Annotated in this window: 26 protein-coding genes and 1 pseudogene; 14 read left to right on the top strand and 13 right to left on the bottom strand. The window is 45.1% G+C overall.

From position 1 onward, the window contains the following. The first annotated feature begins 4 nt into the window (after nt 1-4). The 11 genes from BSHG_RS15085 to BSHG_RS15135 all read left to right on the top strand — a co-directional run bounded on the left by BSHG_RS15085 (nt 5) and on the right by BSHG_RS15135 (nt 11,507). The gene (locus tag BSHG_RS15085; protein ID WP_005784372.1) at nt 5-739 is read left to right on the top strand and encodes an isoprenyl transferase; all 735 of its coding nucleotides are present in this window, start codon (nt 5-7) and stop codon (nt 737-739) included. Between the two features lie 23 nt (nt 740-762). Continuing rightward, on the top strand, nt 763-3,399 hold the full coding sequence (locus BSHG_RS15090) for an outer membrane protein assembly factor (protein ID WP_005784370.1): 2,637 nt from the start codon (nt 763-765) through the stop codon (nt 3,397-3,399). A gap of 24 nt (nt 3,400-3,423) precedes the next feature. Further along, a complete protein-coding gene (locus BSHG_RS15095; RefSeq protein ID WP_005784368.1) occupies nt 3,424-3,939 on the top strand; it encodes an OmpH family outer membrane protein in 516 nt (171 codons plus the stop codon). A 57-nt stretch (nt 3,940-3,996) separates the two neighbouring features. Further along, complete coding sequence (locus tag BSHG_RS15100) at nt 3,997-4,506, top strand: OmpH family outer membrane protein (protein ID WP_005784365.1); 510 nt, start codon at nt 3,997-3,999, stop codon at nt 4,504-4,506. 102 nt (nt 4,507-4,608) lie between these two features. Further along, complete coding sequence (murI, locus tag BSHG_RS15105; protein WP_005784363.1) at nt 4,609-5,451, top strand: glutamate racemase; 843 nt, start codon at nt 4,609-4,611, stop codon at nt 5,449-5,451. Between the two features lie 76 nt (nt 5,452-5,527). Next, nucleotides 5,528-5,764 (top strand): DUF2007-related protein, encoded by a 237-nt coding sequence (locus tag BSHG_RS15110; RefSeq protein ID WP_005784361.1) that lies wholly within the window; start codon nt 5,528-5,530, stop codon nt 5,762-5,764. 113 nt (nt 5,765-5,877) lie between these two features. Then, nucleotides 5,878-6,960 (top strand): glutamate 5-kinase, encoded by a 1,083-nt coding sequence (gene proB / locus BSHG_RS15115; RefSeq protein WP_008658301.1) that lies wholly within the window; start codon nt 5,878-5,880, stop codon nt 6,958-6,960. A 12-nt stretch (nt 6,961-6,972) separates the two neighbouring features. Next, nucleotides 6,973-8,220 (top strand): glutamate-5-semialdehyde dehydrogenase, encoded by a 1,248-nt coding sequence (locus tag BSHG_RS15120; RefSeq protein WP_005796516.1) that lies wholly within the window; start codon nt 6,973-6,975, stop codon nt 8,218-8,220. A 487-nt stretch (nt 8,221-8,707) separates the two neighbouring features. Beyond that, nucleotides 8,708-9,730: a L,D-transpeptidase gene (locus BSHG_RS15125; protein ID WP_008658300.1), complete on the top strand. Its 1,023-nt coding sequence runs from the start codon at nt 8,708-8,710 to the stop codon at nt 9,728-9,730. 38 nt (nt 9,731-9,768) lie between these two features. After that, nucleotides 9,769-10,497 (top strand): murein L,D-transpeptidase catalytic domain family protein, encoded by a 729-nt coding sequence (locus BSHG_RS15130; RefSeq protein WP_008658299.1) that lies wholly within the window; start codon nt 9,769-9,771, stop codon nt 10,495-10,497. Nucleotides 10,498-10,550: 53 nt separating this feature from the next. Continuing rightward, nucleotides 10,551-11,507: an acetylornithine carbamoyltransferase gene (locus BSHG_RS15135; protein WP_005796520.1), complete on the top strand. Its 957-nt coding sequence runs from the start codon at nt 10,551-10,553 to the stop codon at nt 11,505-11,507. A 98-nt stretch (nt 11,508-11,605) separates the two neighbouring features. On the opposite strand, the gene BSHG_RS15140 is transcribed toward BSHG_RS15135, so the two are convergent. From BSHG_RS15140 to rpmH, 7 genes are all read right to left on the bottom strand, one after another. Continuing rightward, on the bottom strand, nt 11,606-12,001 hold the full coding sequence (locus BSHG_RS15140; RefSeq protein ID WP_008658297.1) for a rhodanese-like domain-containing protein: 396 nt from the start codon (nt 11,999-12,001) through the stop codon (nt 11,606-11,608). Between the two features lie 4 nt (nt 12,002-12,005). Beyond that, entirely contained in the window at nt 12,006-12,701 is a 696-nt protein-coding gene (locus BSHG_RS15145) for a NigD-like protein (RefSeq protein ID WP_005813546.1), read from the bottom strand. After that, a complete protein-coding gene (locus BSHG_RS15150; protein ID WP_005813548.1) occupies nt 12,698-13,846 on the bottom strand; it encodes a 1-acyl-sn-glycerol-3-phosphate acyltransferase in 1,149 nt (382 codons plus the stop codon). The genes BSHG_RS15145 and BSHG_RS15150 overlap by 4 nt, the downstream gene beginning before the upstream one ends. 140 nt (nt 13,847-13,986) lie before the next feature. Beyond that, a complete protein-coding gene (locus BSHG_RS15155; protein ID WP_005784344.1) occupies nt 13,987-14,961 on the bottom strand; it encodes a D-alanine--D-alanine ligase in 975 nt (324 codons plus the stop codon). Then, nucleotides 14,958-16,031 carry an RluA family pseudouridine synthase gene (locus BSHG_RS15160; protein ID WP_008658294.1) on the bottom strand — a complete coding sequence of 358 codons (1,074 nt, stop codon included), beginning with the start codon at nt 16,029-16,031 and terminating at the stop codon, nt 14,958-14,960. The genes BSHG_RS15155 and BSHG_RS15160 overlap by 4 nt, the downstream gene beginning before the upstream one ends. Before the next feature lie 29 nt (nt 16,032-16,060). Further along, complete coding sequence (locus BSHG_RS15165) at nt 16,061-16,702, bottom strand: PASTA domain-containing protein (RefSeq protein ID WP_005784340.1); 642 nt, start codon at nt 16,700-16,702, stop codon at nt 16,061-16,063. Between the two features lie 211 nt (nt 16,703-16,913). Further along, nucleotides 16,914-17,075, bottom strand: a complete 162-nt coding sequence (gene rpmH, locus BSHG_RS15170; RefSeq protein ID WP_004292199.1) for a 50S ribosomal protein L34 — start codon at nt 17,073-17,075, stop codon at nt 16,914-16,916. 193 nt (nt 17,076-17,268) lie between these two features. On the opposite strand from rpmH, the gene efp reads away from it, so the two are divergent. The 3 genes from efp (at nt 17,269) to radC (ending at nt 20,019) form a co-directional block, all read left to right on the top strand. After that, nucleotides 17,269-17,835, top strand: a complete 567-nt coding sequence (gene efp / locus BSHG_RS15175; protein ID WP_005784338.1) for an elongation factor P — start codon at nt 17,269-17,271, stop codon at nt 17,833-17,835. Between the two features lie 459 nt (nt 17,836-18,294). Then, entirely contained in the window at nt 18,295-19,284 is a 990-nt protein-coding gene (locus BSHG_RS15180) for a glycosyltransferase (RefSeq protein WP_008658288.1), read from the top strand. A 42-nt stretch (nt 19,285-19,326) separates the two neighbouring features. Then, entirely contained in the window at nt 19,327-20,019 is a 693-nt protein-coding gene (gene radC / locus BSHG_RS15185) for a RadC family protein (protein WP_008658287.1), read from the top strand. Between the two features lie 28 nt (nt 20,020-20,047). Here the strand turns inward: radC and BSHG_RS15190 are convergent, their stop codons facing one another. From BSHG_RS15190 to BSHG_RS15210, 6 genes and pseudogenes are all read right to left on the bottom strand, one after another. Next, the gene (locus BSHG_RS15190) at nt 20,048-20,812 is read right to left on the bottom strand and encodes a UDP-2,3-diacylglucosamine diphosphatase (protein WP_005784332.1); all 765 of its coding nucleotides are present in this window, start codon (nt 20,810-20,812) and stop codon (nt 20,048-20,050) included. A gap of 45 nt (nt 20,813-20,857) precedes the next feature. Continuing rightward, nucleotides 20,858-21,169, bottom strand: a complete 312-nt coding sequence (locus tag BSHG_RS15195) for a metal-sulfur cluster assembly factor (RefSeq protein ID WP_005784330.1) — start codon at nt 21,167-21,169, stop codon at nt 20,858-20,860. 82 nt (nt 21,170-21,251) lie between these two features. Further along, a pseudogene (locus BSHG_RS0220155) lies at nt 21,252-22,554 on the bottom strand (alkaline phosphatase). Between the two features lie 315 nt (nt 22,555-22,869). After that, nucleotides 22,870-24,066, bottom strand: a complete 1,197-nt coding sequence (locus BSHG_RS15200) for an acetate kinase (protein WP_005784326.1) — start codon at nt 24,064-24,066, stop codon at nt 22,870-22,872. Nucleotides 24,067-24,084: 18 nt separating this feature from the next. Then, the gene (gene pta, locus BSHG_RS15205; RefSeq protein WP_005796541.1) at nt 24,085-25,104 is read right to left on the bottom strand and encodes a phosphate acetyltransferase; all 1,020 of its coding nucleotides are present in this window, start codon (nt 25,102-25,104) and stop codon (nt 24,085-24,087) included. Nucleotides 25,105-25,237: 133 nt separating this feature from the next. Beyond that, the gene (locus tag BSHG_RS15210; RefSeq protein WP_008658286.1) at nt 25,238-26,791 is read right to left on the bottom strand and encodes a hypothetical protein; all 1,554 of its coding nucleotides are present in this window, start codon (nt 26,789-26,791) and stop codon (nt 25,238-25,240) included. Between the last annotated feature and the right edge of the window lie 30 nt (nt 26,792-26,821).

Below are 26,821 nucleotides of genomic sequence, written 5' to 3'. Positions count from 1 at the left end.
CGAAATGTCCTATAAAGAACAAATAGATTTAAACCGGATACCTAAGCATGTAGCAATTATCATGGACGGTAACGGACGGTGGGCCAAACTACGCGGACACGAACGGAGTTTTGGACATCAGGCCGGAGCCGAGACTGTGCATATCATTACTGAAGAGGCGGCCAGGTTAGGAATCAAATTCCTTACTTTATATACCTTTTCTACAGAAAACTGGAACCGGCCTTCGGATGAAGTCGCTGCATTGATGAGCCTCCTTTTCGACTCTATCGAAGAGGAAACATTTATGAAAAACAATATCAGTTTCCGTATCATCGGAGACATCAACAAACTACCTGAGAATGTACGGGAGCGCCTGAATGCTTGTGTAGAACATACTTCCAAGAATACAGGTATGTGCCTGATACTTGCCCTCAGTTATTCTGCCAGATGGGAAATAACCGAAGCTACACGGCAGATTGCCACATTGGTACAAAATGGAGAAATGAACCCTGAAGAAATTACTTCAGAAAGTATTCGGACACATCTGACAACCAACTTTATGCCCGACCCGGATTTGCTGATCCGGACAGGCGGAGAGGTTCGTTTAAGCAATTATCTGCTTTGGCAATGTGCTTATTCGGAGCTCTATTTCTGTGAAACTTTCTGGCCCGACTTTAAGGAAGAAGAATTGTGCAAGGCTATCTGTGACTACCAGAAACGCGAACGCAGATTCGGAAAAACCAGCGAACAAATCAGTTAACTCAAAACTTAATTATAACATAAATGCATTATCGTATTTCCTTCATATTCGTAACGTTTATCAGCCTGTTTTGCTTTGCATTGCCGGGCGTAGCACAAGATGCTAACACTGACGAATCAAAACCCGTTATCATGTATTCCGGGACACCGAAAAAATATGAAATAGCCGACATCAAAGTCGAAGGTGTCAAGAACTACGAAGATTATGTTCTTATCGGACTGTCCGGACTCTCTGTAGGACAAACCATTACTGTACCGGGAGATGAAATCACAGGTGCAATCAAACGCTACTGGCGTCATGGTCTGTTCTCTAATGTATCGATTACCGCTGAAAAAATAGAAGGTAATAAAATATGGTTAAAGATCACTTTGGCCCAACGCCCACGTATTTCCGATATACGCTATCACGGTGTGAAAAAGTCGGAACGTGAAGACCTGCAAACCAAACTGGGCATGATAAAGGGTAGTCAGATCACTCCGAACCTGGTAGACCGTGCGAAAGTTTTAAGTAAACGCTATTTCGACGATAAGGGATTTAAGAATGCTGAAATCACTATCACCCAAAGAGATGATCCTGCCAATGAAAATCAGGTATTAGTCGATATTGACATCGATAAGAAAGAAAAGGTAAAAGTACATGCCATCACTTTTGCCGGCAACCATGCCATCAAGACATCTAAGCTGAAACGCGTGATGAAGAAGACAAACGAAAAAGGAAAACTGCTGAACTTATTCCGCACCAAGAAGTTTGTCAACGAGAAATATGAAGAGGACAAACAGTTGATTATTGATAAGTATAACGAATTGGGTTACCGCGATGCACGCATTGTGAAAGACAGTGTATCCAAATTTGACGATAAGACCGTAGACGTATTCATCGAACTGGAAGAAGGCGATAAATATTATCTCCGCAACGTTACATGGGTAGGTAATACGCTTTACCCTTCAGAGCAATTGAACTACATGCTCCGCATGAAGAAAGGGGATGTATATAACCAGAAATTGTTAAATGAACGCTTATCAACCGACGAAGATGCTATCGGTAACCTCTATTATAATAATGGTTATCTGTTCTATACACTGGATCCGGTGGAAGTAAACATAGATAATGACTCCATTGACTTGGAAATGAGAATTTTTGAAGGTCGGCAAGCCAGTATCAACAAGATCAAGATCAATGGTAATGACCGTTTGTACGAAAACGTTGTCCGCCGTGAACTCCGTACTCGTCCAGGTGAGTTGTTCAGCCGCGAGGACCTGATGCGTTCTATGCGTGAAATCCAGCAAATGGGACACTTCGACCCGGAAAACATCAAGCCGGATATCCAGCCGGACCCTGTAAACGGAACGGTAGATATCGCTTACGATCTTGTATCGAAAGCAAATGACCAGGTAGAGTTCTCTGCCGGTTGGGGACAAACAGGTGTTATCGGTAAGTTAAGTCTGAAGTTTACGAACTTCTCTTTGGCGAACCTGTTGCATCCGGGAGAAAATTATCGCGGTATCCTGCCTCAAGGCGACGGACAGACACTGACCATCAGTGGACAAACCAATGCACAATACTATCAACAGTATAGCATTTCGTTCTTTGATCCCTGGTTCGGAGGTAAACGCCCGAATTCATTCTCTCTGTCAGCATTCTTCTCCGTACAGACCGATATCAGTAGCCGTTACTACAATTCAAGCTACTATAACAACTACTACAACAGTTATTACAGCGGCTTGGGTGGCTACGGTATGTACAATTATGGTAACTATAACAATTACGAGAACTATTATGACCCGGATAAGTCAATCAAAATGTGGGGTCTGTCAGCAGGATGGGGTAAACGTCTGAACTGGCCGGATGACTACTTCCAGCTTTCAGCCGAGCTCTCTTACCAGAGATATATCTTGAAAGACTGGCAATACTTCCCGGTGACCAACGGTAAATGTAATGACCTGAGTATCGGCTTGACATTGGCCCGCGCCTCTTACGATAACCCGATCTATCCCCGTAGTGGTTCTGACTTCTCGCTGTCCGTACAGTTCACACCACCTTACTCATTGTTCGATGGGGTAGACTACAGCAAGTACAACGAGTACAACCAGAACGATATGAACAAGATGCATAAATGGGTAGAATACCACAAGTGGAAATTCAAAGCAAAAACATACATCCCATTGCTGAACCCGACTGTAGTGAAAAAGACTCCGGTATTAATGACACGTGTTGAATTCGGTATATTGGGTCACTACAACAAATATAAGAAATCACCGTTCGGTACATTCGATGTCGGTGGTGACGGTATGACCGGATATTCAAGCTATGCAACCGAGAGTGTCGCCCTCCGTGGTTATGAAAACAGTTCTTTAACTCCGTACCGCGGACAAGAAGGTTATGCTTATACCCGTATCGGATTTGAATTAAGATATCCGCTAATGCTGGAAACAAGTACCAATATTTATGCGTTAACATTCCTGGAAGCCGGTAATGCTTGGCATGATGTGAAAAACTTCAATCCGTTCGACCTGAAACGTTCGGCAGGTGTGGGTGTCCGCATCTTCCTTCCGATGATTGGTATGATGGGTATCGACTGGGCATACGGTTTCGACAAAGTACTTGGCGACAAGAGCGCAGGTGGAAGCAGATTCCATTTCGTATTGGGCCAGGAATTCTAATTGTTTCACTAAAAACTAAGCGTTATGAAAAAGTCTGTTCTATTTATCATCTTGCTGTTTGCCGTAGGTATGACAGCCCAAGCACAAAAGTTTGCCCTGATCGATATGGAGTATATCCTGAAGAACATTCCGGCTTACGAACGTGCCAACGAACAATTGAGCCAGGCAACCAAACAGTGGCAGGGTGAAGTCGAAGTATTAGCCAAAGAGGCACAAACGATGTTTAAGGACTATCAAGCTGCATCTGCTAAACTGACGGCCGCACAAAAGACCCAGAAAGAAGATGCCATCGTAGAAAAAGAAAAAGCTGCTTCAGAGCTCAAACGTAAATACTTTGGTCCTGAAGGTGAACTTTTTAAGAAAAGAGAAGAGTTAATGAAGCCTATTCAAGACGAAATATACAATGCGGTAAAAGCTGTAGCAGAGGAAAACGGTTATGCAGTAGTGGTAGACAGAGCATCTGCTTCAAGCATTATTTTTGCCACTCCCCGCATTGATGTAAGCAATGAAGTGCTGGCGAAATTAGGATATTCAAATTAATTTCATACATTTGCACCCGATAACTTAAAAGTAATCATTCAAATAAATAATAAAACTATGCTTAAAAAAATTGCACTTTTAATGATGTTAATACTCCCGATGGGCGTATTTGCACAAAATCTTAAATTCGGTCACATCAATGCGATGGAAATTGTTTCGGCCATGCCGGAATATACCAAAGCACAATCTGAGTTACAAGCATTGAACAAACAACTCGGACAAGACTTACAGAGATCTCAGGAAGAATTCAGCAAGAAATACCAGGAATTCATGCAGCAAAAAGACTCTCTTCCTGCTGTCATTGCAGAAAGAAGACAAAAAGAGTTGGAAGACATGATGCAGAGACAAGAACAATTCCAGGCTAAGGCTCAGCAGGATATGGAAAAAGCCAACAATGACCTGATGGCTCCGGTATATAAGAAGCTGGATGACGCTATCAAAGCAGTAGGTGCAGCAGAAGGTGTTATCTACATTTTCGATATGGCACGTACTCCGATACCTTACGTAAACGAAGCTCAAAGCATTAACCTGACTCCGAAAGTAAAAACCCAATTGGGCATCAAATAAGAGTTAAGAGCAATAAGTTACGAGCTACAAGCTACAAGTACCATGCAAAATGCGTTATGACTTGTTACTTGTAGCTCGTAACTTTTTAACCATATCCCCATTATGAAACAATCCCTTCCATACCAACCTGGTCCTATCGGTGTATTCGACTCCGGATACGGTGGGCTGACCATCCTGAGCAAAATCAGGGAAGCGCTGCCGGAATACGATTACATCTATCTGGGCGACAATGCACGGACTCCTTATGGGACCCGTTCTTTTGAAATCGTATACGAGTTCACCTTACAGGCTGTCAACAAATTGTTTGAGATGGGCTGTCATCTGGTGATACTTGCTTGCAACACAGCCTCGGCCAAGGCACTGAGAACCATACAAATGAACGACCTTCCGAATATAGATCCGGACCGGAGGGTGCTAGGAGTCATTCGCCCAACTGCAGAATGTATCGGCAGTATGACCCAAACGCGCCATGTAGGAATATTGGCTACAGCCGGTACCATCAAATCAGAATCATATCCGCTTGAAGTGCATAAGTTGTTTGAGGATATCAAAGTAAGCGGAGAAGCTTGTCCCATGTGGGTTCCACTGGTTGAAAACAATGAAGCCAGCGGCGAAGGAGCCGACTTCTTTATTCGTAAATACATCGACAACCTACTTGCCAAAGACCGGCAGATAGACACCCTTGTTCTGGGATGTACCCATTACCCGATACTATTGCCCAAGATACAAAAATTCATTCCCCAAGGAGTGAAAGTGGTGGCACAGGGAGAATATGTGGCTACCAGTCTGAAAGATTACCTTCACCGTCATCCCGAAATGGACATGAAGTGCACTCGGGAAGGTAAATGCCGCTTTTACACCACAGAGGCCGAAGACAAATTTATTGAATCAGCCTCCATGTTCCTCAACGAGAACATTACAGTGCAACGAATAACTTTAGAATAATCTATCGGTAAAACAACTTTATCTAAGTTCTTTTTGTTATATTTGTAAGAGATAAACACATTATATCCCTACCATTATGAAAGAAGATAAAGACACCCGCGTAGTAGAAGTCTTCACCGGTTCGCCTTGGGAAGCAGAGTTCATCAAAGGATTGCTCGAAAGCAATGGAATAGAATCTATCCTGAAAGACGGAGGTGGGCTCGCAGCTTTGGCACCTTACTACATCGGACAGGAAATAGCTGTCCTCGTCAATGAAGACGATTATGAAAATGCAATGGAAATAGTGAGAAACCGCGAAAAGGCAAACGAATAAATTCCCCCCGATCCCCTCTCTGCCATACAGACATTCTCTTTCAAGATATCCGTATGGGAGAGGTAACATATCGACAAAAATCCATATATTTGTGCTTTCAAATCGTCAGCATAATGAAAAAGGAGTTTACACGAATAGCCATAAAAGTGGGAAGTAACGTACTGACCCGACAGGACGGAACACTGGATGTCACCCGGATGTCTGCGCTAACCGATCAGATAGCCGCCTTGCATAAAGCCGGAGTAGAGGTGATTCTTATCTCTTCGGGAGCTGTTGCCTCGGGACGAAGCGAAATACGTACCCTCAGGAAACTCGATAGCGTAGATCAGCGCCAATTGTTCTCGGCAGTGGGTCAAGCCAAACTCATTAACCGATATTACGAGCTGTTCCGCGATCATGGCATTGCTGTAGGACAGGTACTCACCACCAAAGAGAATTTTGGTACACGCCGTCATTACCTCAACCAGAAAAACTGCATGATGGTGATGCTTGAGAACGGCGTCATTCCTATCGTCAACGAGAACGACACCATCTCTGTCACCGAACTGATGTTCACAGACAATGACGAACTGTCGGGCCTCATCGCCTCAATGATGAATGCACAGGCCCTTATCATCCTGAGTAACATCGACGGCATTTATAACGGTTCCCCTTCCGATCCGGACTCATTAGTGATCCGGGAGATTGGACAGGGAAAAGACCTGAGTAACTACATTCAGACCAGCAAATCGAGTTTCGGGAGAGGAGGCATGCTGACCAAAACCAACATTGCCCGCAAAGTGGCAGATGAAGGTATTACAGTAATTATTGCCAATGGCAAACGCGACAACATCCTCATCAACCTCATAGAGCATCCCGAAGAGACGGTTTGCACTCGTTTTATCCCCGCATCCCAACCCGTATCGAGTATCAAGAAATGGATAGCTCACAGCGAAGGTTTCGCTAAGGGAGAGATACATATCAACGAACAGGCTACCGAAGTGTTGAACTCCGACAAGGCAGTCAGCATTCTTCCCGTCGGAATCACCCGCATTGAAGGAGAATTTGAGAAAGACGACATCGTGCGCATCATCGATTACCAAGGTACTCCGGTAGGTGTAGGCAAAGTCAACTGTGACTCCATGCAGGCACGGGACTCCATCGGAAAACATGGAAAAAAAGCAGTAGTCCATTATGACTACCTTTACATTGAATAAACGAACTGCATTATGAATCTGAATGATACTTTTGCTGCCGTACAGGCAGCCGGCCGCCATCTGGCACTATTACCCGACGATCGGATCAACCAAATACTGAATGCCGTGGCAGAAGCTGCTTTGGAACAGACTTCCTACATCCTCTCTGAGAACCGGAAAGATCTGGAACGGATGTCACCCGACAATCCGAAATACGACCGGCTAAGGTTGACCGAAGAACGACTTCGGGGAATCGCTTCCGATATACGCAACGTGGCCACTCTCCCCTCTCCTCTGGGCAGGATATTGAAAGAGAGCATTCGTCCCAATGGCATGAGACTCACTAAGATAAGTGTTCCTTTCGGGGTCATCGGCATCATTTACGAAGCTCGTCCCAATGTCAGCTTCGACGTTTTTTCGCTTTGCCTGAAAAGCGGTAACGCCTGTATCCTGAAAGGGGGAAGCGATGCTGACTATTCGAATCGTGCCATCGTAGAAGTGATACACCAAGTACTCCGACAGTTTAACATAGACACTCACATGGTCGAGTTGCTACCGACCGACCGTGAAGCAACCCGGGAACTGCTGCACGCTGCCGGATACGTAGATCTGATCATTCCTCGCGGCAGTAGCGCCCTGATTAACTTTGTACGGCAAAATGCTACTATACCGGTAATAGAAACCGGTGCAGGCATCTGCCATACCTACTTTGACGAATACGGAGATACGGCCAAGGGAGCTGCCATCATCCATAATGCCAAGACACGCCGCGTGAGTGTTTGCAATGCACTCGATTGCGTGATTGTTCACGAAAGCAGATTGTCCGATCTGCCTCTCCTTTGTGAAAAGCTCAAAGCCGACAAGGTGATTATCTATGCAGATCCGTCAGCCTATCAGGCACTCGAGGGACACTATCCTGCCGGGTTGCTGAAACCTGCCACCCCCGAGAGCTTCGGAACTGAATTTCTGGACTACAAAATGGCAATCAAAACTGTGAATAGTTTTGAGAACGCACTCGGACATATCCAGGAATACAGCTCACGACATAGCGAAAGTATCGTCACCGAAAACCCGGAACGCGCCGCGCTTTTCACCCGCATGGTAGATGCAGCCTGTGTATATACCAATGTATCTACCGCTTTCACCGACGGAGCACAATTCGGGCTAGGAGCAGAAATCGGCATCAGCACACAAAAGTTGCATGCCCGCGGACCGATGGGATTGGAAGAGATCACTTCCTACAAATGGATCATAGAGGGTGACGGACAGACACGTCAGTGATACTTTCGGCGAAAGTCAGGAAAATAATCGGTTCAAAGCTTGACTTAACCTCCGGATTGTACTATCTTTGTAGACACAATCATACCATAGATTCAATTTAAAATGCGATAATGGGGAAAGGCTCTTGCTTCTCCCCTTTCTTTTTTTACAGCCGGCACCCCTCGTGAACAGAGCCGGGATTACGCTTCAACAGAGCCGGGGTTTCTTGTCGGAAGAGCCTGCGTTCCGACCCAAAGACGGTTGATCCGGCAGTTGGAGACGGTTGATCCCTCTACCCTTCCGACTGCATCCGGGCCTACACCACCGGACAAGATTCGAAAAGTATAAATAGTATAATCCGGAGAGCGCTTATGTTAAGGAAGCGTAAACTTACTCTTGACAAAAACGGAGGCAATTATGCAAATTATTAGTAATACGAGAACAAAACGCCTTGCTATTCCTTATAAAAAACATTATATTTGTAAATGAACTCCAAACCTATCCCATTATGAAGCAAACAGCCTATATATACCTGCTCACCCTTTCTTGCCTTCTCTGCGCATGTAATAGAGAAAACAGAACAAATTTGCCACAGCCCCAAGTCACCGGTGTAGCAGATTCACTGGAAACGGTGCCTCCGGAAGAGAAGCCCAAAGCCATCTCCGCAGAACAGATAGAGATCAAGAAAGATTTGCTCTATGATAAATATACTCTTGAAGATACGTATCCGTACAAAGATACGACCCGCAGTTTTCAATGGGATAAGATCAAAGAACGCCTGGCACTGCTCGAAAACATTCAGCAGACACCCTCGCAATGGGCCATCTTGCAGAACTATAAGAACCGGAACGGCGAGGCTCCATTGGTACGCCATTACAAACGGAATGCCTATAAACGCATTGCCGACACGCTGGGCATAGAGCGCTACCAGTCCGTCCCGCTCTATTTGCTCACCGATACGCTTGTGCCCGAACGTTATGGAGAAGACGGTTCGCTGGTCCGCTTCCTGGCCGACGGAGAGAATTTCGTCAAGGTATCCCCTATCTATATTGGCGAAGAGTGGTATGTACCCAAGAGGTACGTCAAAGTGCTCCCGGATACGACACACTTCATCAAAACAATCATGATAGACCGAAGAGACCAGAACATAATGACTTTGGAACAAACCAGTGAAGCCCAATGGACCGTACGGAGTATGAACCCCGCCACTACCGGAAGGCATCGCCCTCCGTATGCACAAGAGACACCATTAGGAATATTCGTCCTACAGGAAAAAAAGACACGCATGATATTCCTCAAAGACGGTTCCACCGCCACCGGAGGTTTTGCGCCTTATGCCAGCCGATTCTCAGACGGAGGATACATTCACGGAGTCCCGGTAAACGAGCCCCGTAAAGCACTTATAGAGTACAGCCCGTCTCTGGGCACCACGCCCCGCTCGCACATGTGTGTACGGAATGCAACATCACATTCCAAGTTTATTTTCGACTGGGCTCCTGTAAATGAGACAATTATTTTTGTTTTGGAATAGAAATCCGTATCTTTGCGCCGTTATTTTCTCAGTTTCCTATGCAAAAAGTATTTCTATTCCTCCTATTGTTTCTGCTCCCACTGGCAGAAGTACCCAACCATGCACCGACCAGTGAGCCTGTTTCTGTAGCCTCTACTCCGGAGACAGACGAAATAGATCAACTGTTCGATGATATGCAGCTGGACGGGATTGTCAGCTATACAGCTTTCCGACAGGCAGTGACCGGCTATCGGAAAATCGAGCAGAAAAGCAAGTCCATCATGACCCTGATCGATTTTTCAAAACCATCTACCGAGAAGCGCCTTTACGTGCTCGATATGAAAAACAAAAAGTTGCTATATACTTCCGTCGTATCACACGGCAAAAATAGCGGAGGAAACTATGCAACCTCATTCTCCAATAAAAACGGTTCGTACAAAAGTTCGCTTGGCTTTTACCTGACCGAAAACACTTATCAGGGACGCAACGGTTACTCCCTGGTGCTGAACGGGCTGGAAAAAGGAATTAACGACCAAGCCAAACAACGCGCCATCGTGATGCATGGTGCCGCATATGCCAATCCCAACATCACCGCTTCTGCCGGACGCTTGGGACGGAGCCTCGGATGCCCTGCCTTGCCGCAAGCACTCGCCAAACCGATTATCGACACAATCAAAAAAGGTAGTGTGCTCTTTATCTACGCCAACAACAAGGACTATCTGGCCAACAGCACCTTCCTGTCTCCACGGCAAACGGAGTATCTTTCATGGGCGCAGCCTGCCAATTGAAAATTTTATCATACCTTTGCGGAAAAGGTATATTCATTCTAACAAAGACAATTATGAAGAAATTTACTTGCGTACAAGACATCGGCGACCTGAAATCAGCCCTTGCCGAATCATTCGAGATCAAGAAAGACCGGTTCAAATATGTAGAACTGGGACGTAATAAAACTCTATTGATGATCTTCTTTAACTCCAGCCTCCGCACCCGTCTCAGCACCCAGAAAGCTGCTCTCAACCTGGGTATGAACGTAATTGTACTGGACATCAATCAAGGGGCCTGGAAACTGGAAACCGAACGCGGTGTCATCATGGACGGTGACAAACCGGAACATCTGCTGGAAGCCATCCCGGTGATGGGATGTTATTGTGACATCATCGGTGTACGTTCGTTTGCCCGCTTCGAAAACCGTGAGTATGACTATAATGAAGTGATCATCAATCAGTTCATACAACATTCCGGACGCCCGGTGTTCTCTATGGAAGCAGCTACCCGTCATCCGTTGCAGAGCTTTGCCGACCTGATCACCATCGAAGAATACAAAAAGACAGCCCGCCCTAAAGTAGTAATGACCTGGGCTCCCCATCCGCGGCCATTGCCACAGGCAGTGCCCAACTCGTTTGCCGAATGGATGAATGCCACAGACTATGAGTTTGTCATCACCCACCCCGAAGGTTACGAACTCGATCCGAAGTTTGTAGGAAACGCACGGGTAGAATATGATCAGATGAAAGCTTTCGAAGGAGCCGACTTTATATATGCCAAGAACTGGGCAGCCTATACAGGCGACAACTACGGACAGATTCTGAGTACAGACCGTAATTGGACCGTAGGCGACCGTCAGATGGCCGTTACCAATAATGCCTACTTCATGCACTGCCTCCCTGTAAGACGGAATATGATTGTGACGGATGATGTTATCGAGAGTCCGCAATCCATTGTCATCCCGGAAGCCGCAAACCGTGAAATCTCGGCGACAGTGGTACTGAAAAGACTGCTGGAAAATCTACCATAACGATTTTTGAACGATCCATAATAAATGATCAACGACGAACGATAATAATACATAGCCTGTTCATCGTTGATCATTCATTGTTCAATAATCGTTCATTCTTATTTCTCCACTTTCTCGCCTGCTTCCTGCCAGGCATTGAATCCTTTATCCAATTCGTACACTTTATATCCTTTCTCACTAAGAATGGCAGCCGCCTTCTTGCTTCGCTTGCCACTGCGGCAATATAAAGCCACCGGTTTATCTTTTTGAAGTGTGGAGTCTGCCATAACCGCAAACGAATCATCGAGCACATTGATATTGATCGTCCCCGGAATGTGGCCTTCCGAATATTCAGCCATGGTACGGACATCCAGCCGTTGCACACTTGCATCCTCAATCAGCGAAGCAAACTCCTTCACCGGCACTGTCTTGAAATTCCCTTTCGACTGCTGGCAAGAAAAGAGAGAAGACAAAAGAAAACATATTCCCATAAGCATTGAATTCATTTTCGACATATAATTAGTAATTAATGGTTAAGTGACTGGGTACGTATTCAAACTGATAGGTCTGCACCTCCCCGTCATACGTATGAAAACTGAAATAAATGATCACTGATTCCCCGATATCGGACGTGTACTGCCTCAACGGTACCGAGACATAAGCCCGCTTGGCATAAGCCTCCACATCTCCCCCATCGTCATGATAGAGCATTAAATGGACTTTCAGCTTTCCGGTTACAGCATCCCGCTCCACAGACTCCTGAATGAAATGAAACGTATGCCGCGCATTCTGTGCCCGGATAGAGAGAGTCATATTCAGATAATCACGCCCCATCCAGATACTGAGCATATCAACCGGATCGAATTTCAAGCCATTCCGGAACTCTCCGGCAGGCAGCGGAACCGGAGAAACCGTATTAGCTAATGCATAAATGCGTATCTCTTTCCGCCCTCCTACCGACGAAAGCACTTCGTAATTGCTCACCACACGGCTAGAGGAATTGGGTAACAGCTCCGATCCAGTGCGGTCCTCCGCCACGACCAGACGTTCTCCCTTATCCGTAACCAACGTTTGCAACCGACCGTCTGCTCCCGACTCTGCAGTCAGAAACTCCAACCTCACGGAAGGGTAAGGAGCACCATCATCTTCGTTACAGGAAAACAGGAAGACGGAAAACAATACAGACAGGACGATATGTAACGTCCATATTCTCATTGACGAGCGGCCAAATAGTTGGTCAACGGATTGGCATACATCAACAACAGCTTTTCACGCAAGAAAGAAATATCTTTGTTGGGAATTTCTATCTTTTCAAGCTGCTTCTCCACATAAGCCTCAAAACGTTGCTTCTCGGCCAACGTATAGTGGGATTCAAAATCATTCTTACCAGTCAACAGATCGTGAGCTACATAATTGCCCGGATAAAGACGGTAATTGCTATGAATGCGCTGATCGATCCACGTAGAGATACGTGCAAACAACTCTGGTTTCGGTAAAGAGCGATCTACTGTCGAAAGCAGGTCATTGAGGCAAGCTCCCGTCTGGAAATGCACCCGGCCTTTATAGCCAAACAAACCGGTCTGCATATTTTTCAGGTCATCTGCCATCGTTTTCTTATAGCCCTCTATATCACGCTTCAGCTGGAACTCCTGTGCTTTCAGGTAATCGCAGGGATCATATTCGTAGGAAATAGCGAGAGGAGCAATATTCATCTCCATCAGACGGCTGACCACATCCCCTTCGCCCCCCATTGCCAGCATCTTGAGTACACTGTCCTGAGTACGGTCGTTAGAGTCTTTGGCACGTCCTTCACGTTGTGCAATCCAGATGGACTGATTCTTTTCTCCGATTGTATAGTGCATATAACGGGACATGCGGGCAGACGACTCAAGCATTTGCCTCATGGTCAGTGCACGCTGCACGATAAATGATTTATTGACCCGGACAAACTTCTTGATCCACGGATAAATCAGCAGATTATCGCCAATGGCAATCTCCACCGTATCCATCCCCTGGTCGACTAACAATACAGATAAGAAACCGGAATCAAGAATGATGTCACGGTGATTCGAGATGTAGGTGTATGCTTTGCTCTTGTCCGGAATAGCCGTATGATCCAATGAAATACCATCCGTACAGTCGCCTGCAAGTTTCCATAGCAAACCGTAGCAAAAGGTTTTCTGAAATTCCAGTTTCGTTCTACAGGCACGCATCTTTTGTGCCAGCATCTCAAAGGGTACATCCGGTATCACCCCGGCAACCACCTTCTGAAAAGCCGGATCGGCAATCAGTTCTTCGAAAACCCCGGAGAGTTCTTCGTCGTTGTAAGGACGGATTTCATCAAACTCTGTTGTATTCATAGCTTTTATTCTTTTATAAACTACAAGTGACGAGCAACGAGTTACAGGTAATCAACGATAAGCTACAAAGGCTGCACCGCTCTATCCCGTACGGAATCGGTGCGGCTTGCCGACTGTAGCTCGTGGCCCGCAGCTTACAGCTAAAATTTATTTTCTATAATATCAGTCATCACGTCTTTTATATCCAGTCCGGCGGCACGCACCTGCTGGGGAATAAAACTGGTAGCGGTCATACCCGGTGTGGTATTCACCTCCAGAAGATTGATCTTCTCACCTTCCGTAATGATATAGTCCACTCGAATAATGCCGGAACATCCCAATATATCGTAAATAGCCGAGGTTAAAGTCTGGACACGCCGGGTCAGTTCTTCCGATATACGTGCCGGAGTGATCTCGTCCACCTGTCCGTTGTACTTTGCATCGTAATCGAAGAATTCATTATGTGTCACGACCTCGGTCAACGGAAAGACTACCGATTTTTCTTTCGTCTTATAACAACCGCAAGTCAATTCTGTTCCGCCCATAAAGGCTTCTATCATCACTTCCTCAGCTTCACTGAAAGCCTTGGCAATGGCAGGTTGAATCTGTTCGCGCGTCTTCACCTTAGTCACACCAAAGCTGGATCCTCCCAGATTGGGTTTGATAAAGCAAGGCAGGCCAATTTTTTCCACCACATCTTCATCGGAGACAGCCTGTCCCTGACGTAGCAACAACGATTCGGAGATACGCACACCAAATGCTTTGAGATACTGGTTGCAGACAAATTTATCGTAAGTGATGGCAGCGGCCAGTACGCCACAACATGAATACGGAATGCGCATCATGTCGAAATAGCCCTGCAAACGTCCGTCCTCTCCCGGTGTTCCGTGAATGGTGATATAAGCAAAGTCGAACACGACCTTCTCCGCCCCATTCATAAAACTAAAGTCGTTTCTGTCCACCGGTGTTTTACTTCCGTCCGGCAATTGCACTTCCCAACGCCGACCTTCCATTTCTACGATGTACAAATTATACTTCTCCTTGTCGATAAAGGAGTAAATGCCCTGTGCACTACGCAGGGAAACTACGATTTCGGAGGTATCGCCTCCTGCCACAATGGCAATGTTGCGTTTCATTCTAAATCTCTGTTACTAATATAACCTCTCCACTTCTCTATCAACCGGGTCATGTCGTCCGGCAACTCCGAAGTAAAATGCATCTCTTCGCCAGTGACGGGATGCACAAACCCCAGCGTCATGGCGTGCAAAGCCTGCCGCGGACAAGTGTCGAAGCAATTGTTTACAAATTGTTTGTATTTACTAAAGTGAGTCCCTTTCAGGATTTCGTGACCGCCATACCGCTCGTCATTGAAGAGTACATGACCGATATGCTTCATGTGCACACGTATCTGATGCGTACGCCCGGTTTCAAGAATACATTCCACCAAAGTGACATATCCCAGACGTTCAAGCACCCGGTAATGGGTGACGGCATGTTTCCCTTGGGTAGGATCGGCCATAACGGCCATTTGCATCCGGTCTTTCGGATTGCGGGCAATACTGCCTACGATGGTACCTTCATCCTGATCGACAATGCCCCATACCAGTGCGCGGTATCTGCGCTTAGTAGTTTTATTAAAGAATTGGACGCCCAGATTGGTTTTGGCATCCGGCGTCTTAGCGATAACCAGTAATCCGGAAGTATCTTTATCGATGCGGTGCACCAACCCCACATGTGGGTCGTTGGCATCGTAAACGGGATCATCCTTGAGATGCCAGGCGATGGCATTGACCAACGTACCATGATAGTTTCCGTGCCCCGGATGCACCACCAGTCCGGCCGGCTTATTCACCACCATCAGGTATTTATCTTCATAGACAATATGAAGTGGAATATCCTCCGGAATAATCTCATTGTCATAACGGGGACGATCCATCATCACCGTAATCACATCCAGAGGTTTCACTTTATAGCTGCTCTTCACCGGTTTGCCATTGGCCATGACAAAACCGTCTTCAGCTGCTTTCTGTATGCGATTGCGCGAAGCATTGACGATGCGTTCAAACAAATATTTATCGACCCTGACCATTGCCTGCCCTTTATCCACTACCACGCGGAAATGTTCATAGAGCTGGTTTTCGTCACCTACGGGTTCTATATCATCCAATTCGTCCTGTTCAATATCGTCAGGCAATTCTTCTATCATGCGTTTTTTCTACGTATACGTTTCTTATATTAAAACCAGGAATCATCATCTGTTCCAGAATCCTCAACAGACATAGCAGCATTTTCCACCATATCGACAGAATCGGTTGCGGTAGACTGCACTCCGTCACCTACCATCAGAGTCAGCGTAGCGCCGATGGGAGCTTTATCTCCAATCTGCAATTGGCGTCCCTGATAGATCACGCCATATACCCAGTCCTTCTCTCCGCTCACCATCCGGTTTTCGGTAAGTTTAAAGCCTGCAGCAATCAACTTTGCCTGCGCCTGGCGCACGGAACTGTTATCGGCTACATCAGGTACCACACTCAAAGGAGTACTGAGGGTATTTATTGTCAGATAGATTGTTCGTCCTTCTTTCACTTTCTGCCCGACCGATGGGTTAAGATCCAGGATAATGCCGGAAGGTTTATTTTTTACGTAACTGGAGTCGGACACCACACAAGTCAGTCCATGATTCCGGAACATCTTTTCCGCTTCGCTTACAGACATTCCTTTTACGTCGGGCACTATTACAGCTTCGCCATGGCGTGTGTATATATCCAGTCCTTTAAGTGTGCCAACCACTATGAGCACAGCCACTACAACCATGGCTATGATGTTTATCCAGAAGAATCTATTGGCCTTGAAAGAAAAAAATTCTTTTATCGTCATAATTATAAGCTGTTAATGCGGACAAAGATACTATTTTCGTTACACAGTATCACAGACTTTCACCGAGTTTTTAAAAAAGCGTATCAAAACCCTCTCTTTTGGTTTTCCACCTTGCGCCTGATACCGTAATCAAATTGGAACCGGTTCTAAAACAAAAAGAAGCAAAGGAATCCTCCTTCACTTCTTCTTATTCGTTTGCAATGGCTAATACTTATGCCTTCACTCCGTTGTATTCGTCAGAAACAGTCAGTTTCTTACGACCTTTAGCGCGACGTGCAGCCAATACTCTACGGCCGTTAGCTGTAGCCATTCTCTCACGGAAACCGTGTTTGTTTTTTCTCTTTCTGTTAGAGGGTTGAAATGTTCTTTTCATTACTGTATCTTGTTTTTATGTTATTACTTCTACGGATTCGGGCTGCAAAAATAGGCACTTTTTTTAAATAAACCAAGAGTTAAGTCATTTTTAGTCAAAACATTTTGTGTTTTTTGCCGATTTAGATTACTTTTGCACCCGAAAAGGTTCAAAGATAACTCAATAATAATCTATAAAATAAAGAATATCAAGTATGATTAATGCTCAAGACATCAAGAACGGAACTTGTATCCGCATGGATGGCAAACTGTATTTCTGTATCGAATTCCTCCACGTTAAACCGGGTAAAGGTAACACCTTCATGCGTACAAAACTGAAAGATGTAGTAAGCGGCTACGTTCTCGAACGTCGCTTCAATATCGGTGAGAAGCTGGAAGACGTACGCGTTGAACGTCGTCCCTATCAGTACCTGTACAAAGAAGGTGAAGATTATATCTTCATGAATCAGGAAACATTCGATCAACACCCGATCGCTCACGACCTGATCAACGGTGTAGATTTCTTGCTGGAAGGTGCAGTAGTAGAAGTTGTATCGGATGCATCTACCGAAACCGTGCTTTATGCTGATATGCCTATCAAAGTTCAGATGAAAGTTACTTATACAGAACCGGGCTTGAAAGGCGACACTGCTACCAACACCTTGAAACCGGCTACTGTAGAATCAGGTGCAACCGTTCGTGTCCCGCTGTTTATCAGTGAAGGCGAAACAATCGAGATCGATACTCGTGACGGTTCTTACGTAGGTCGTGTGAAAGCATAAGTATACACAGACTCATTAACACAGCCTCCCTGCATTCTGCCGGAATATCCGGTTGGAATGCAGGGAGCTCTATTTTATCGCCACCTTTCATCCCCCCAAAGCACAAAGACTACAGAGATTGGAACTACGATATATGCATATCTAAAAGAGAGAAAAACTCTATGACCTCCCTGTCCCCTACGATAAGACAAATTCAACCATTCTACAGAAATCTTTACCAAACTTCCGGAAAGAAGCCTGAAAACATCGAAAGTGGAGAAGCCGCGCTCCTATCTTCAAAGGCTGTACCCACTACCTTTAAAAACCAAAGGCTTCCTGGTTTTCAACCAACACCACTTTGACCCCAAAGGTATTCAAGACAAAGCATAATGGACAAAAAGAGTGCATTAAAAGAGATTATCGGAAAATAATAATTTATCTTTGCCAATATTAAATATGAAGATTAACTATACATATATGATGCGATACTCCGTTATTATTCCCGTTTACAACCGTCCCGACGAAGTGGACGAACTATTGCAAAGCCTGACAGCCCAACACTTCAAGGATTTCGAAGTCGTGGTTGTAGAAGACGGATCATCTGTCCCTTGCGAAAAGATAGTGAACCAATACCAGGGAAAATTGGATATACATTACTACAACAAACCGAACTCCGGTCCCGGACAAACCCGTAATTACGGTGCCGAACGTAGCAACGGCGAATATCTCATCATACTGGATTCGGACTGTATCTTGCCCGAAGGATATCTCGATGCAGTAGAGAAAGAACTGCAGACCGACCCGGCCGATGCCTTTGGAGGGCCGGACCGGGCACATAGTTCTTTCACCGATATACAAAAAGCCATTAATTACTCCATGACTTCTTTCTTCACCACGGGAGGCATCCGCGGAGGCAAAAAGAAAATGGATAAATTCTATCCGAGAAGTTTCAACATGGGTGTCCGCCGGGAGGTTTATCAGGCATTAGGAGGTTTCTCCAATATGCGTTTCGGCGAAGACATCGATTTCAGTATCCGCATATTCAAGGGAGGATACCAATGCCGTCTCTTTCCCGATGCCTGGGTATACCACAAACGACGTACGGATTTTAAGAAATTCTTCAAGCAAGTGCACAACTCCGGTATTGCACGTATCAATCTCTACAAAAAATATCCCGAATCGTTGAAAGTCGTCCATTTGCTGCCGGCTGTATTCACGTTAGGAGTTGCACTTCTACTATTATGCACTCCCTTTTGCTTGTTCAGCCTCGTCCCGATTCTGCTTTATGCCTTACTGGTCTGCCTGGATTCTGCGCTGCAAAACAAAAGCTTACGCATCGGCATCTATTCCATCGCTGCTTCTTTCATCCAACTTATCGGATACGGCACAGGATTCTGGCGTGCCTGGTGGGAACGCTGTATACTGGGAAGGAACGAATTTGAGGCTTTCCGCAAGAACTTCTATAAATAAAGATGCTTCAACAAAACCTTATCCCGCAAAACACATTAAATCATGAACAAACAGAAACTAAACATCAAGCAGTGGTCCAAAGCCGATCGGCCACGCGAAAAAATGATGACAAAAGGTTCCGAAGCATTGAGCGACGCTGAACTATTGGGCATCCTGATAGGTTCGGGCAATACGGAAGAGAGTGCCGTTGAACTGATGAGAAGAATACTTGCCACTTGCGACAACAACCTGAATGAACTGGGGAAATGGGAAGTACGGAACTTTTCTTCATTCAAAGGCATGGGACCGGCCAAAAGCCTCACCATCATGGCCGCTCTGGAACTAGGCAAGCGGCGTAAACTGCAGGAAAGCAAAGAACGAGAACAGATCAGATGTTCAGAGGACATCTACAAGCTGTTCCATCCACTGATGTGTGATCTGCCGCAAGAAGAGTTCTGGATTCTGCTTCTGAACCAAGCATGTAAAGTAATCAACAGATTACGTATCAGTACAGGAGGCATTGACGGAACTTATGCCGATGTACGCACCATCTTACGAGAAGCACTGATAGGACGTGCCACACAAATAGCCCTGATTCATAATCACCCATCGGGCCATGCGAAGCCCAGCCAAGAAGACAAACGCCTGACGGGCGCCATACAAAAAGCGTCGCAAACGATGAACATCACCTTGGTGGATCATGTCATTGTCTGCGACGGTTGCTTTTATAGTTTTGCTGACGAAGGGCTTATCTGACCGGCATAACGATTGGAATCCGGAAAAATTAAAGTTGGGTTTCTCCTTCGATATAGTTCTCAAGAAACAGGTTCTCACCATCGAACACAGCATAAGAGAAGAAGTTGATCCAGTCCCCCAAGATAAGTATTCGCGCCGTAGCACTCAACATCAAGTCAAGTTCGATATGGCGATGACCGTAAATAAAGAAGTTAATATTAGGATGACTTTTCAAGTATTCCTTGGTATAAAGCACCAGAAACTCTTTATTTTCTCCCATATAATCCGGTTCTTTTCCACCCTCACGCTTCAGCCGGCTGTGTTTGGCCCAATTCAATCCCAAGTCAATGCTCCATCGGGGATGAATCGCAGAGAACAAAGTCTGTAACGTACGACTATGGAACATAGTACGTAGCAACTTGAACTTTTTATCCGGATCTCCCAGCCCGTCACCATGTGCCAGGTAGAACTCTTTTCCATAAATCTCAGTGGTAACCGGTTCACGATGAATCGTCACCCCACACTCCTTAGTCAGATAGTCGCCGCACCAGATATCATGATTTCCCGTAAAGAAATGCACCTCTACTCCCATATCAGTCAGTTCGGAGAGTTTCCCTAAAAAACGGGTATAACCTTTGGGAACAACCAAACGGAACTCATACCAAAAGTCGAACATATCGCCCAGCAGATATACTGCGGCAGCTTTGTGCTTAATGCTGTCGAGAAAATTGACCAGGCGCCGCTCCTGCGTACGTCCATGCTCTATGGCACGTGACCCCAAGTGGGCATCAGAAAGGAAATATACGTTTTTCATACTGTAAGAATGGATCGTTTAAGAATAGAGGTAAACTGACAATGGTTACAAAAAGCCCAATTCCAACTTAGCCTCTTCGCTCATCATATCTTTATCCCACTCCGGCTCAAAAACCAGATTGATTGTGGCAGAGTTTACCCCGTCAATCGACTCTACTTTCTGACGTACATCTTCCATAATGAAATCTGCCGCAGGACAGTTAGGAGCAGTCAGGGTCATATCAATAGATACTTCTCCATCCTCGGAAACATCTATTTTGTAAATCAGTCCCAGATCGTATACGTTTACCGGAATTTCGGGATCGAATACGGTTTTGAGCATATCTACTATCTTTTCTTCTATTTCAAACTTAGTCATATCTGTATTTCTTTGAAAATTCATAAGACAAAGCTAAAGAAATTCTTTGAAAGATAGAGAATATTGAGGATAAATTAACGGGTTATTTATACCCACCGGCTTTTGCGATGCGTTTCGGTATCTCCGTATTATCCATTTTACCGATGAACAGATCGGAACCGGCACCGATAGCAAATACCGGCACATATCCTGCAGAATGTCCGCCGCTTGTCCAGCCTACCATAGCGATTTGATCCATCACTTCTTTGGCTTTAGCAGCCATCGGCTCAGTCTTGGCATACATACTTTCGGCAAATTCCACTTTATTTCTTACAAATGACTTTTCATATTCGTCATGCAGTTTCTTCTCTTGCTCCCAGGTGATAGGAAGTACAGACCAGAAGCCCATCTCTTCGGACAGTAGATTCTTAATGTCTTCCCAAGCTACATGATTGTTCTTAGCTTTGCGCAAATCACTGATCTTTTTAGAGAGTACTTCGGCAGATGCTTTCTGGTTCTCAAGTGCTTTGAGATTCAAGGCATACTTTCCAGTTCCCAATGCGATACCTCCTGTTTCATGGTCGGCAGTTACCCAAAGTTTCTTTCGGGTGTTTCTTGTAAAACTCATAAGCAACTTTGATGGCATTATCCATATCCGCCACTTCGTGGAACACCGTAGCGGCATCATTCCCGTGACAAGCCCAGTCTATCTTGCCCCCTTCTACCATCAGAAAGAAACCTTTGTTTTTGCCTTTAGTCAAAAAGTCAATAGCGCTTTCTGTAATCTGTGCCAGAGTCAGGTCTCCTTCTTTACTATCGATAGCATAAGGCAAAGAGCCCGTATCGGCACCTTCTTCTTGAATCAATATCATCTTACCTGCCGCAGCAGCTTTGGCTTTATAATCGTTATACCCACGAGCAATGGTGTAACCGGCTTCTTCAAACATCGGGAAAATGCTAGGAGCTTCTTTCTTATCATAAGTAGTGGTTGGTTTCAGGAAACCGGCACCGGCATAAAAATCAAAACCTGCTTTAGGAAGATCGGTAGCTATTTCATAATACATATTCCGATCCGGCTGATGTGCGTAGAAAGCAGCAGGAGTAGCATGATCGACACTGACACTGGTGGTAACTCCCACCCTTTTACCGGCTTTCTTTGCTTTCTCGGCAACTGTCTGCAAAGGATTCTTCTGACCATCCATCCCAATGGAACCATTATAAGTCTTTTCGCCGGTGGAAAGAGCAGTTCCCGCAGCCGAAGAATCAGTCACGGAATTAGTGGCAGAGAAAGTAGTAGCCATTGTCCCCACCGGGAACTGTGTAAAAAGCAAAGGCTCTACACCAATGCGGCCCTTCTGGATTTCGGCACGATACATTTCCGTACCATTCACTTGATTGACACCCATTCCATCACCAATGAAATAGAAAACATATTTTGCCTGAGCATTGGCTATAACTGCCACACAGACAAAAAGAAAGAAATAAAAAAGTCGTTTCATTCTTGTACTATTTTAAGTTTATTCGAGTTAGTGATAGCAAAGATAAAAATTTTAAAAAGAAGAAAAGGAGAAAGAGATATGAATATTCTGTTAAATAGATCACCGAGCATCAATTACCCTTCAACCCAAACTGCCATCTCTAACCTGCCTCATATAAAAAAGCCGGAAAACAGAGAGTAGATCTCTGCCTCCGGCTTTTTATCTATAATTACTTATCAACCTTTATTTATCCAAGATAGCCATTGTATCAGAAGCAATCAGCAATTCTTCATCAGTCGGGATCACTACTACCTTCACTCTTGAATCATCAGTTGAGATAATAGCCTCTTCACCGCGAACCTTGTTCTTTTCCGGATCGAGTTTCACACCCAAGAATTCCAGTCCTTCACAAACACCGGCACGGCAAGTCGCCTGATTTTCACCAACACCACCTGTGAACAGAATAACATCGACCCCACCCAAAGCAGCGGCATACGCACCAATATATTTCTTAATGCGATAGAAGTACATCTGTTCAGTCAGGATAGCCTGCGGATCACCTTTGGCAACGGCAGCTTCCAAGTCACGCATATCACTTGAGCCGTTCATCATACCGGCTACACCACTTTTCTTATTCAGCAGGTTAGAGATACCCGTAGTAGTCAGGCCCTCTTTATCCATGATGAATGTAACAGCTCCGGCATCGATATCACCGGAACGAGTACCCATCATCAATCCTTCCAACGGTGTCAGTCCCATAGAAGTATCGATACACTTACCATCTTTGATAGCAGCAATCGAACCACCATTACCGATATGGCAAGTAATCAGTTTCAAACCTTCCGGTTTAATTCCCAGGTATTCGCATACGCGCTGAGAAACATAACGGTGAGAAGTTCCGTGGAAACCATAACGGCGCACACCATACTTCTTGTACAATTCGTAAGGGATAGCATACAGATATGCATGCTCCGGCATAGTCTGGTGGAATGCAGTATCGAATACACCGATTTGCGGAACATTCGGCAGAATAGCTGTAATGGCGTCAACTCCTTTCAGGTTAGCAGGATTGTGGAGAGGTGCCAGATCATTGCAGGCAGCAAAAGCCTCAAGCACTTCCTTAGTCAGCAGTACTGATTTACTGAAGCGTTCACCTCCGTGCACCATACGATGACCTACGGCATTGATTTCTTCGAGTGATTGGATAGCACCATATTCGGGACTTACCAGTGTATTCAAGATGAATTCCACACCTACGGTATGTTCGGGGATATCCTTCTCCAAAATTTTCTTTTCACCATTCGGCAAAGTCAATTTCAGGAATGAATCTTTCAAACCGATCTTTTCGATACCACCCTGGGCAATCACTTCTTTGCTGTCCATATCGAACAGCTTGTATTTGATAGATGAACTACCACAGTTCAATACTAAAACTTTCATATCTGATTTTCGATTTAATTATTTACCATTCTTTGCAGCAATCGCCTGATTAGCTGTGATTGCAATCATTCTGTATACGTCTTCAATAGAGCATCCGCGTGAAAGGTCGTTCACCGGACGTGCAATACCTTGAAGAATCGGTCCTACCGCGTCGGCATGCCCCAAGCGCTGAACCAGTTTATAAGAAATGTTACCAACTTCCAAACTAGGAACAATCAGTACATTAGCCTCGCCGGCAACCGGAGACCCCGGAGCTTTGCTTGCACCTACCGAAGGCACCAATGCAGCGTCTGCCTGCATTTCACCGTCGATATTCAAATCCGGTGCCATTTCTTTAGCTAATTTCAATGCCTCTACCACCTTATCCACGTTCTCATGTTTTGCCGAACCTTTAGTAGAGAAACTAAGCATTGCCACTTTCGGTTCAGCAATTCCTGCTACAGCCTGTGCCGTACGTGCAGTACAAACAGCGATCTGTGCCAACTGCGAAGCATCCGGAACCGGAGTTACGGCTACGTCACCCATCACCAGCAAACCATTCTGACCACATTCCGGAGCATGTGTCAACAACAACATAGCACCCGAAACGCATGTAATTCCCGGAGAAGTCTTAATAATCTGAAGTGCCGGACGAAGTACATCACCCGTAGTGTTGCGGGCACCTGCCAACTGACCGTCAGCATCACCACTTTTAATGATCAGACAACCCAAGTACAACGGATCGAGCACCAACTTACGGGCTTCTTCGATGGTCATACCTTTTTTCTTACGAAGCTCGCACAATAACTGCGCATATTCTTCTTTCTTCGGATGGTTCTCAGGATCTATAATAGTAGCCCTATTAATATTTCCGAGTCCCCATTTGGCAGCAGCTGCATTAATTTCTTCCGGGTTACCCAAAAGAATCAAATCTGCAACTTCATCTGTCAAAATCTGGTTAGCAGCTTTTAAAGTACGTTCTTCCGTACCTTCGGGAAGGACAATGCGCTGACGATTTGCTTGCGCACGCGCAACGATAGAGTTAATTAAATTAAGCATAGATATTTAATATTGTATATAAATTCAGTAGGGTGTGTTATTTCACGCCGCAAAAGTACACAATATTGCAATATCAACATTGCAATTCGGGGTATTTTTTACCCCGAACTTGCAATTATTATAATATTTAACACTAGCGGATTATTTCCGGGGGTACACTCTTGAAACGATCCATACACATTCCTATCGGAGCACCGATATAAGTCGGATCACAAATAAGATATTTTTTACCATCCAACAGAATGTAATCACCCGAAATATCTTCGTTGAACCGTACAGCCGAAGCGATATGATTCGGATAGTCGAGCAACACAGCATCCAGTCCCAACAAATCTTTCACCAAGTTAGAAAACAGAATGGCTCGATCCTCACAATCACAAGCCGGATAATAAAAATTTTCGTCCATGAAGAAAGGCTTTTCATACCCAAATTGTTCACCATCCGTCTGATATTGGAATGAATTCTGCACAAAATCAATCAGGATATTCGCAGCATCTTTCTCCGATTTCCCCTTTATTGCCGCCTGCAAAGGCGGGTAAAGAGCACTCTTCAACTCCTTGCTCATAGGGGTTTTGTAGTAAACAGCAACTTCACATTGCGGATAGTCCTTATAGAAATCCATCAGGTTCTTATTGACTGCCGTATTGACTTTAAGGAGAGATTTTTCGGATGGAGACACTGTCTTGCTAAACTCCTGCATGCCGAATTGAGGCACGGCGCTCAGATCCATACATACCAGATTCTTCGCATTGGCAAAATCCTGACTATATGTATAAACAGCCATTGACCCACCTTTATCCGCCTCAAAGACATAGTACTTCACACCTTTGAAGGTAATATAAGGTATGCCGAAAATAGTTCCTGCCGGAGCCACCAATAATTTTAATTTATCGTTTATCTTGGACAAACGCACCTTATATCCACATTTATTGAGGATGAACATCTGCAGAAAAGCTACATCGTCTTTTTTGGCAACACCACACACCTGCACTCCCAACTGCTTGATGAACATTAAAAATGCCCAGTCGTTCATCTGATGCTCCTTCTTTAAACGAATACAATCGTTAATCAACTGTTCATGATCGGCTTTACACAAACGACTCCAGGCACCTGCCACTTTACTTTCGCTTGTTCCGCCCAATTCAAAACCGTCAATCACGTCTGTAGCCACTTCAAACCGTGTTCCATAAAACTCAATCGCATTGCGATGCGCTGAACTTCCGGGCAACGGAGCTGGGATATCTACCTTTACAGGGGTATAAGGTTTGCCCGGAACATAAACACCCGGAGCCGGTTTATCAGCCACTACCGGCAGATCCTGCTTCTTGACTTCCACATTCACTTCGCCTCCTACACCCGGTTTATCGGCTATGGGTATCTTAGGCACCTCCGGCTTAATCTCTACCGGAGCAGGAACCGGCTTTTTTTTATCAAAAAGTGTCGGTTTCACCGGTTCCGGCCGAGTGGGCATCGAATCCTCCATAGAGGCATTATACTTTTGCCACGCTTCCTTCAGGAAAGTGGCAAACTCTTCGTCTGCTTTATTCTTAAATTCTTTATATTCTTTTTGCTGTTTCTCTTGAAAAGTATCAAACTCCTTCTGATAGTTCACGTCCTGTGCTGTGATAACGGACGGTATCAGAAAAAGTGAAGCAAAAACGAAAGAAAAGTAATGTTTCGTTTTCATCATAATAAGTGATTAATGATTAACGGTCAG

The organism is Bacteroides sp. 3_2_5 (assembly GCF_000159855.2).
Taxonomy (GTDB): Bacteria; Bacteroidota; Bacteroidia; order Bacteroidales; family Bacteroidaceae; genus Bacteroides; species Bacteroides fragilis.
Note: the sequence above shows the minus strand (reverse complement) of the source record. Positions and strands in the feature narration are given on the sequence as shown.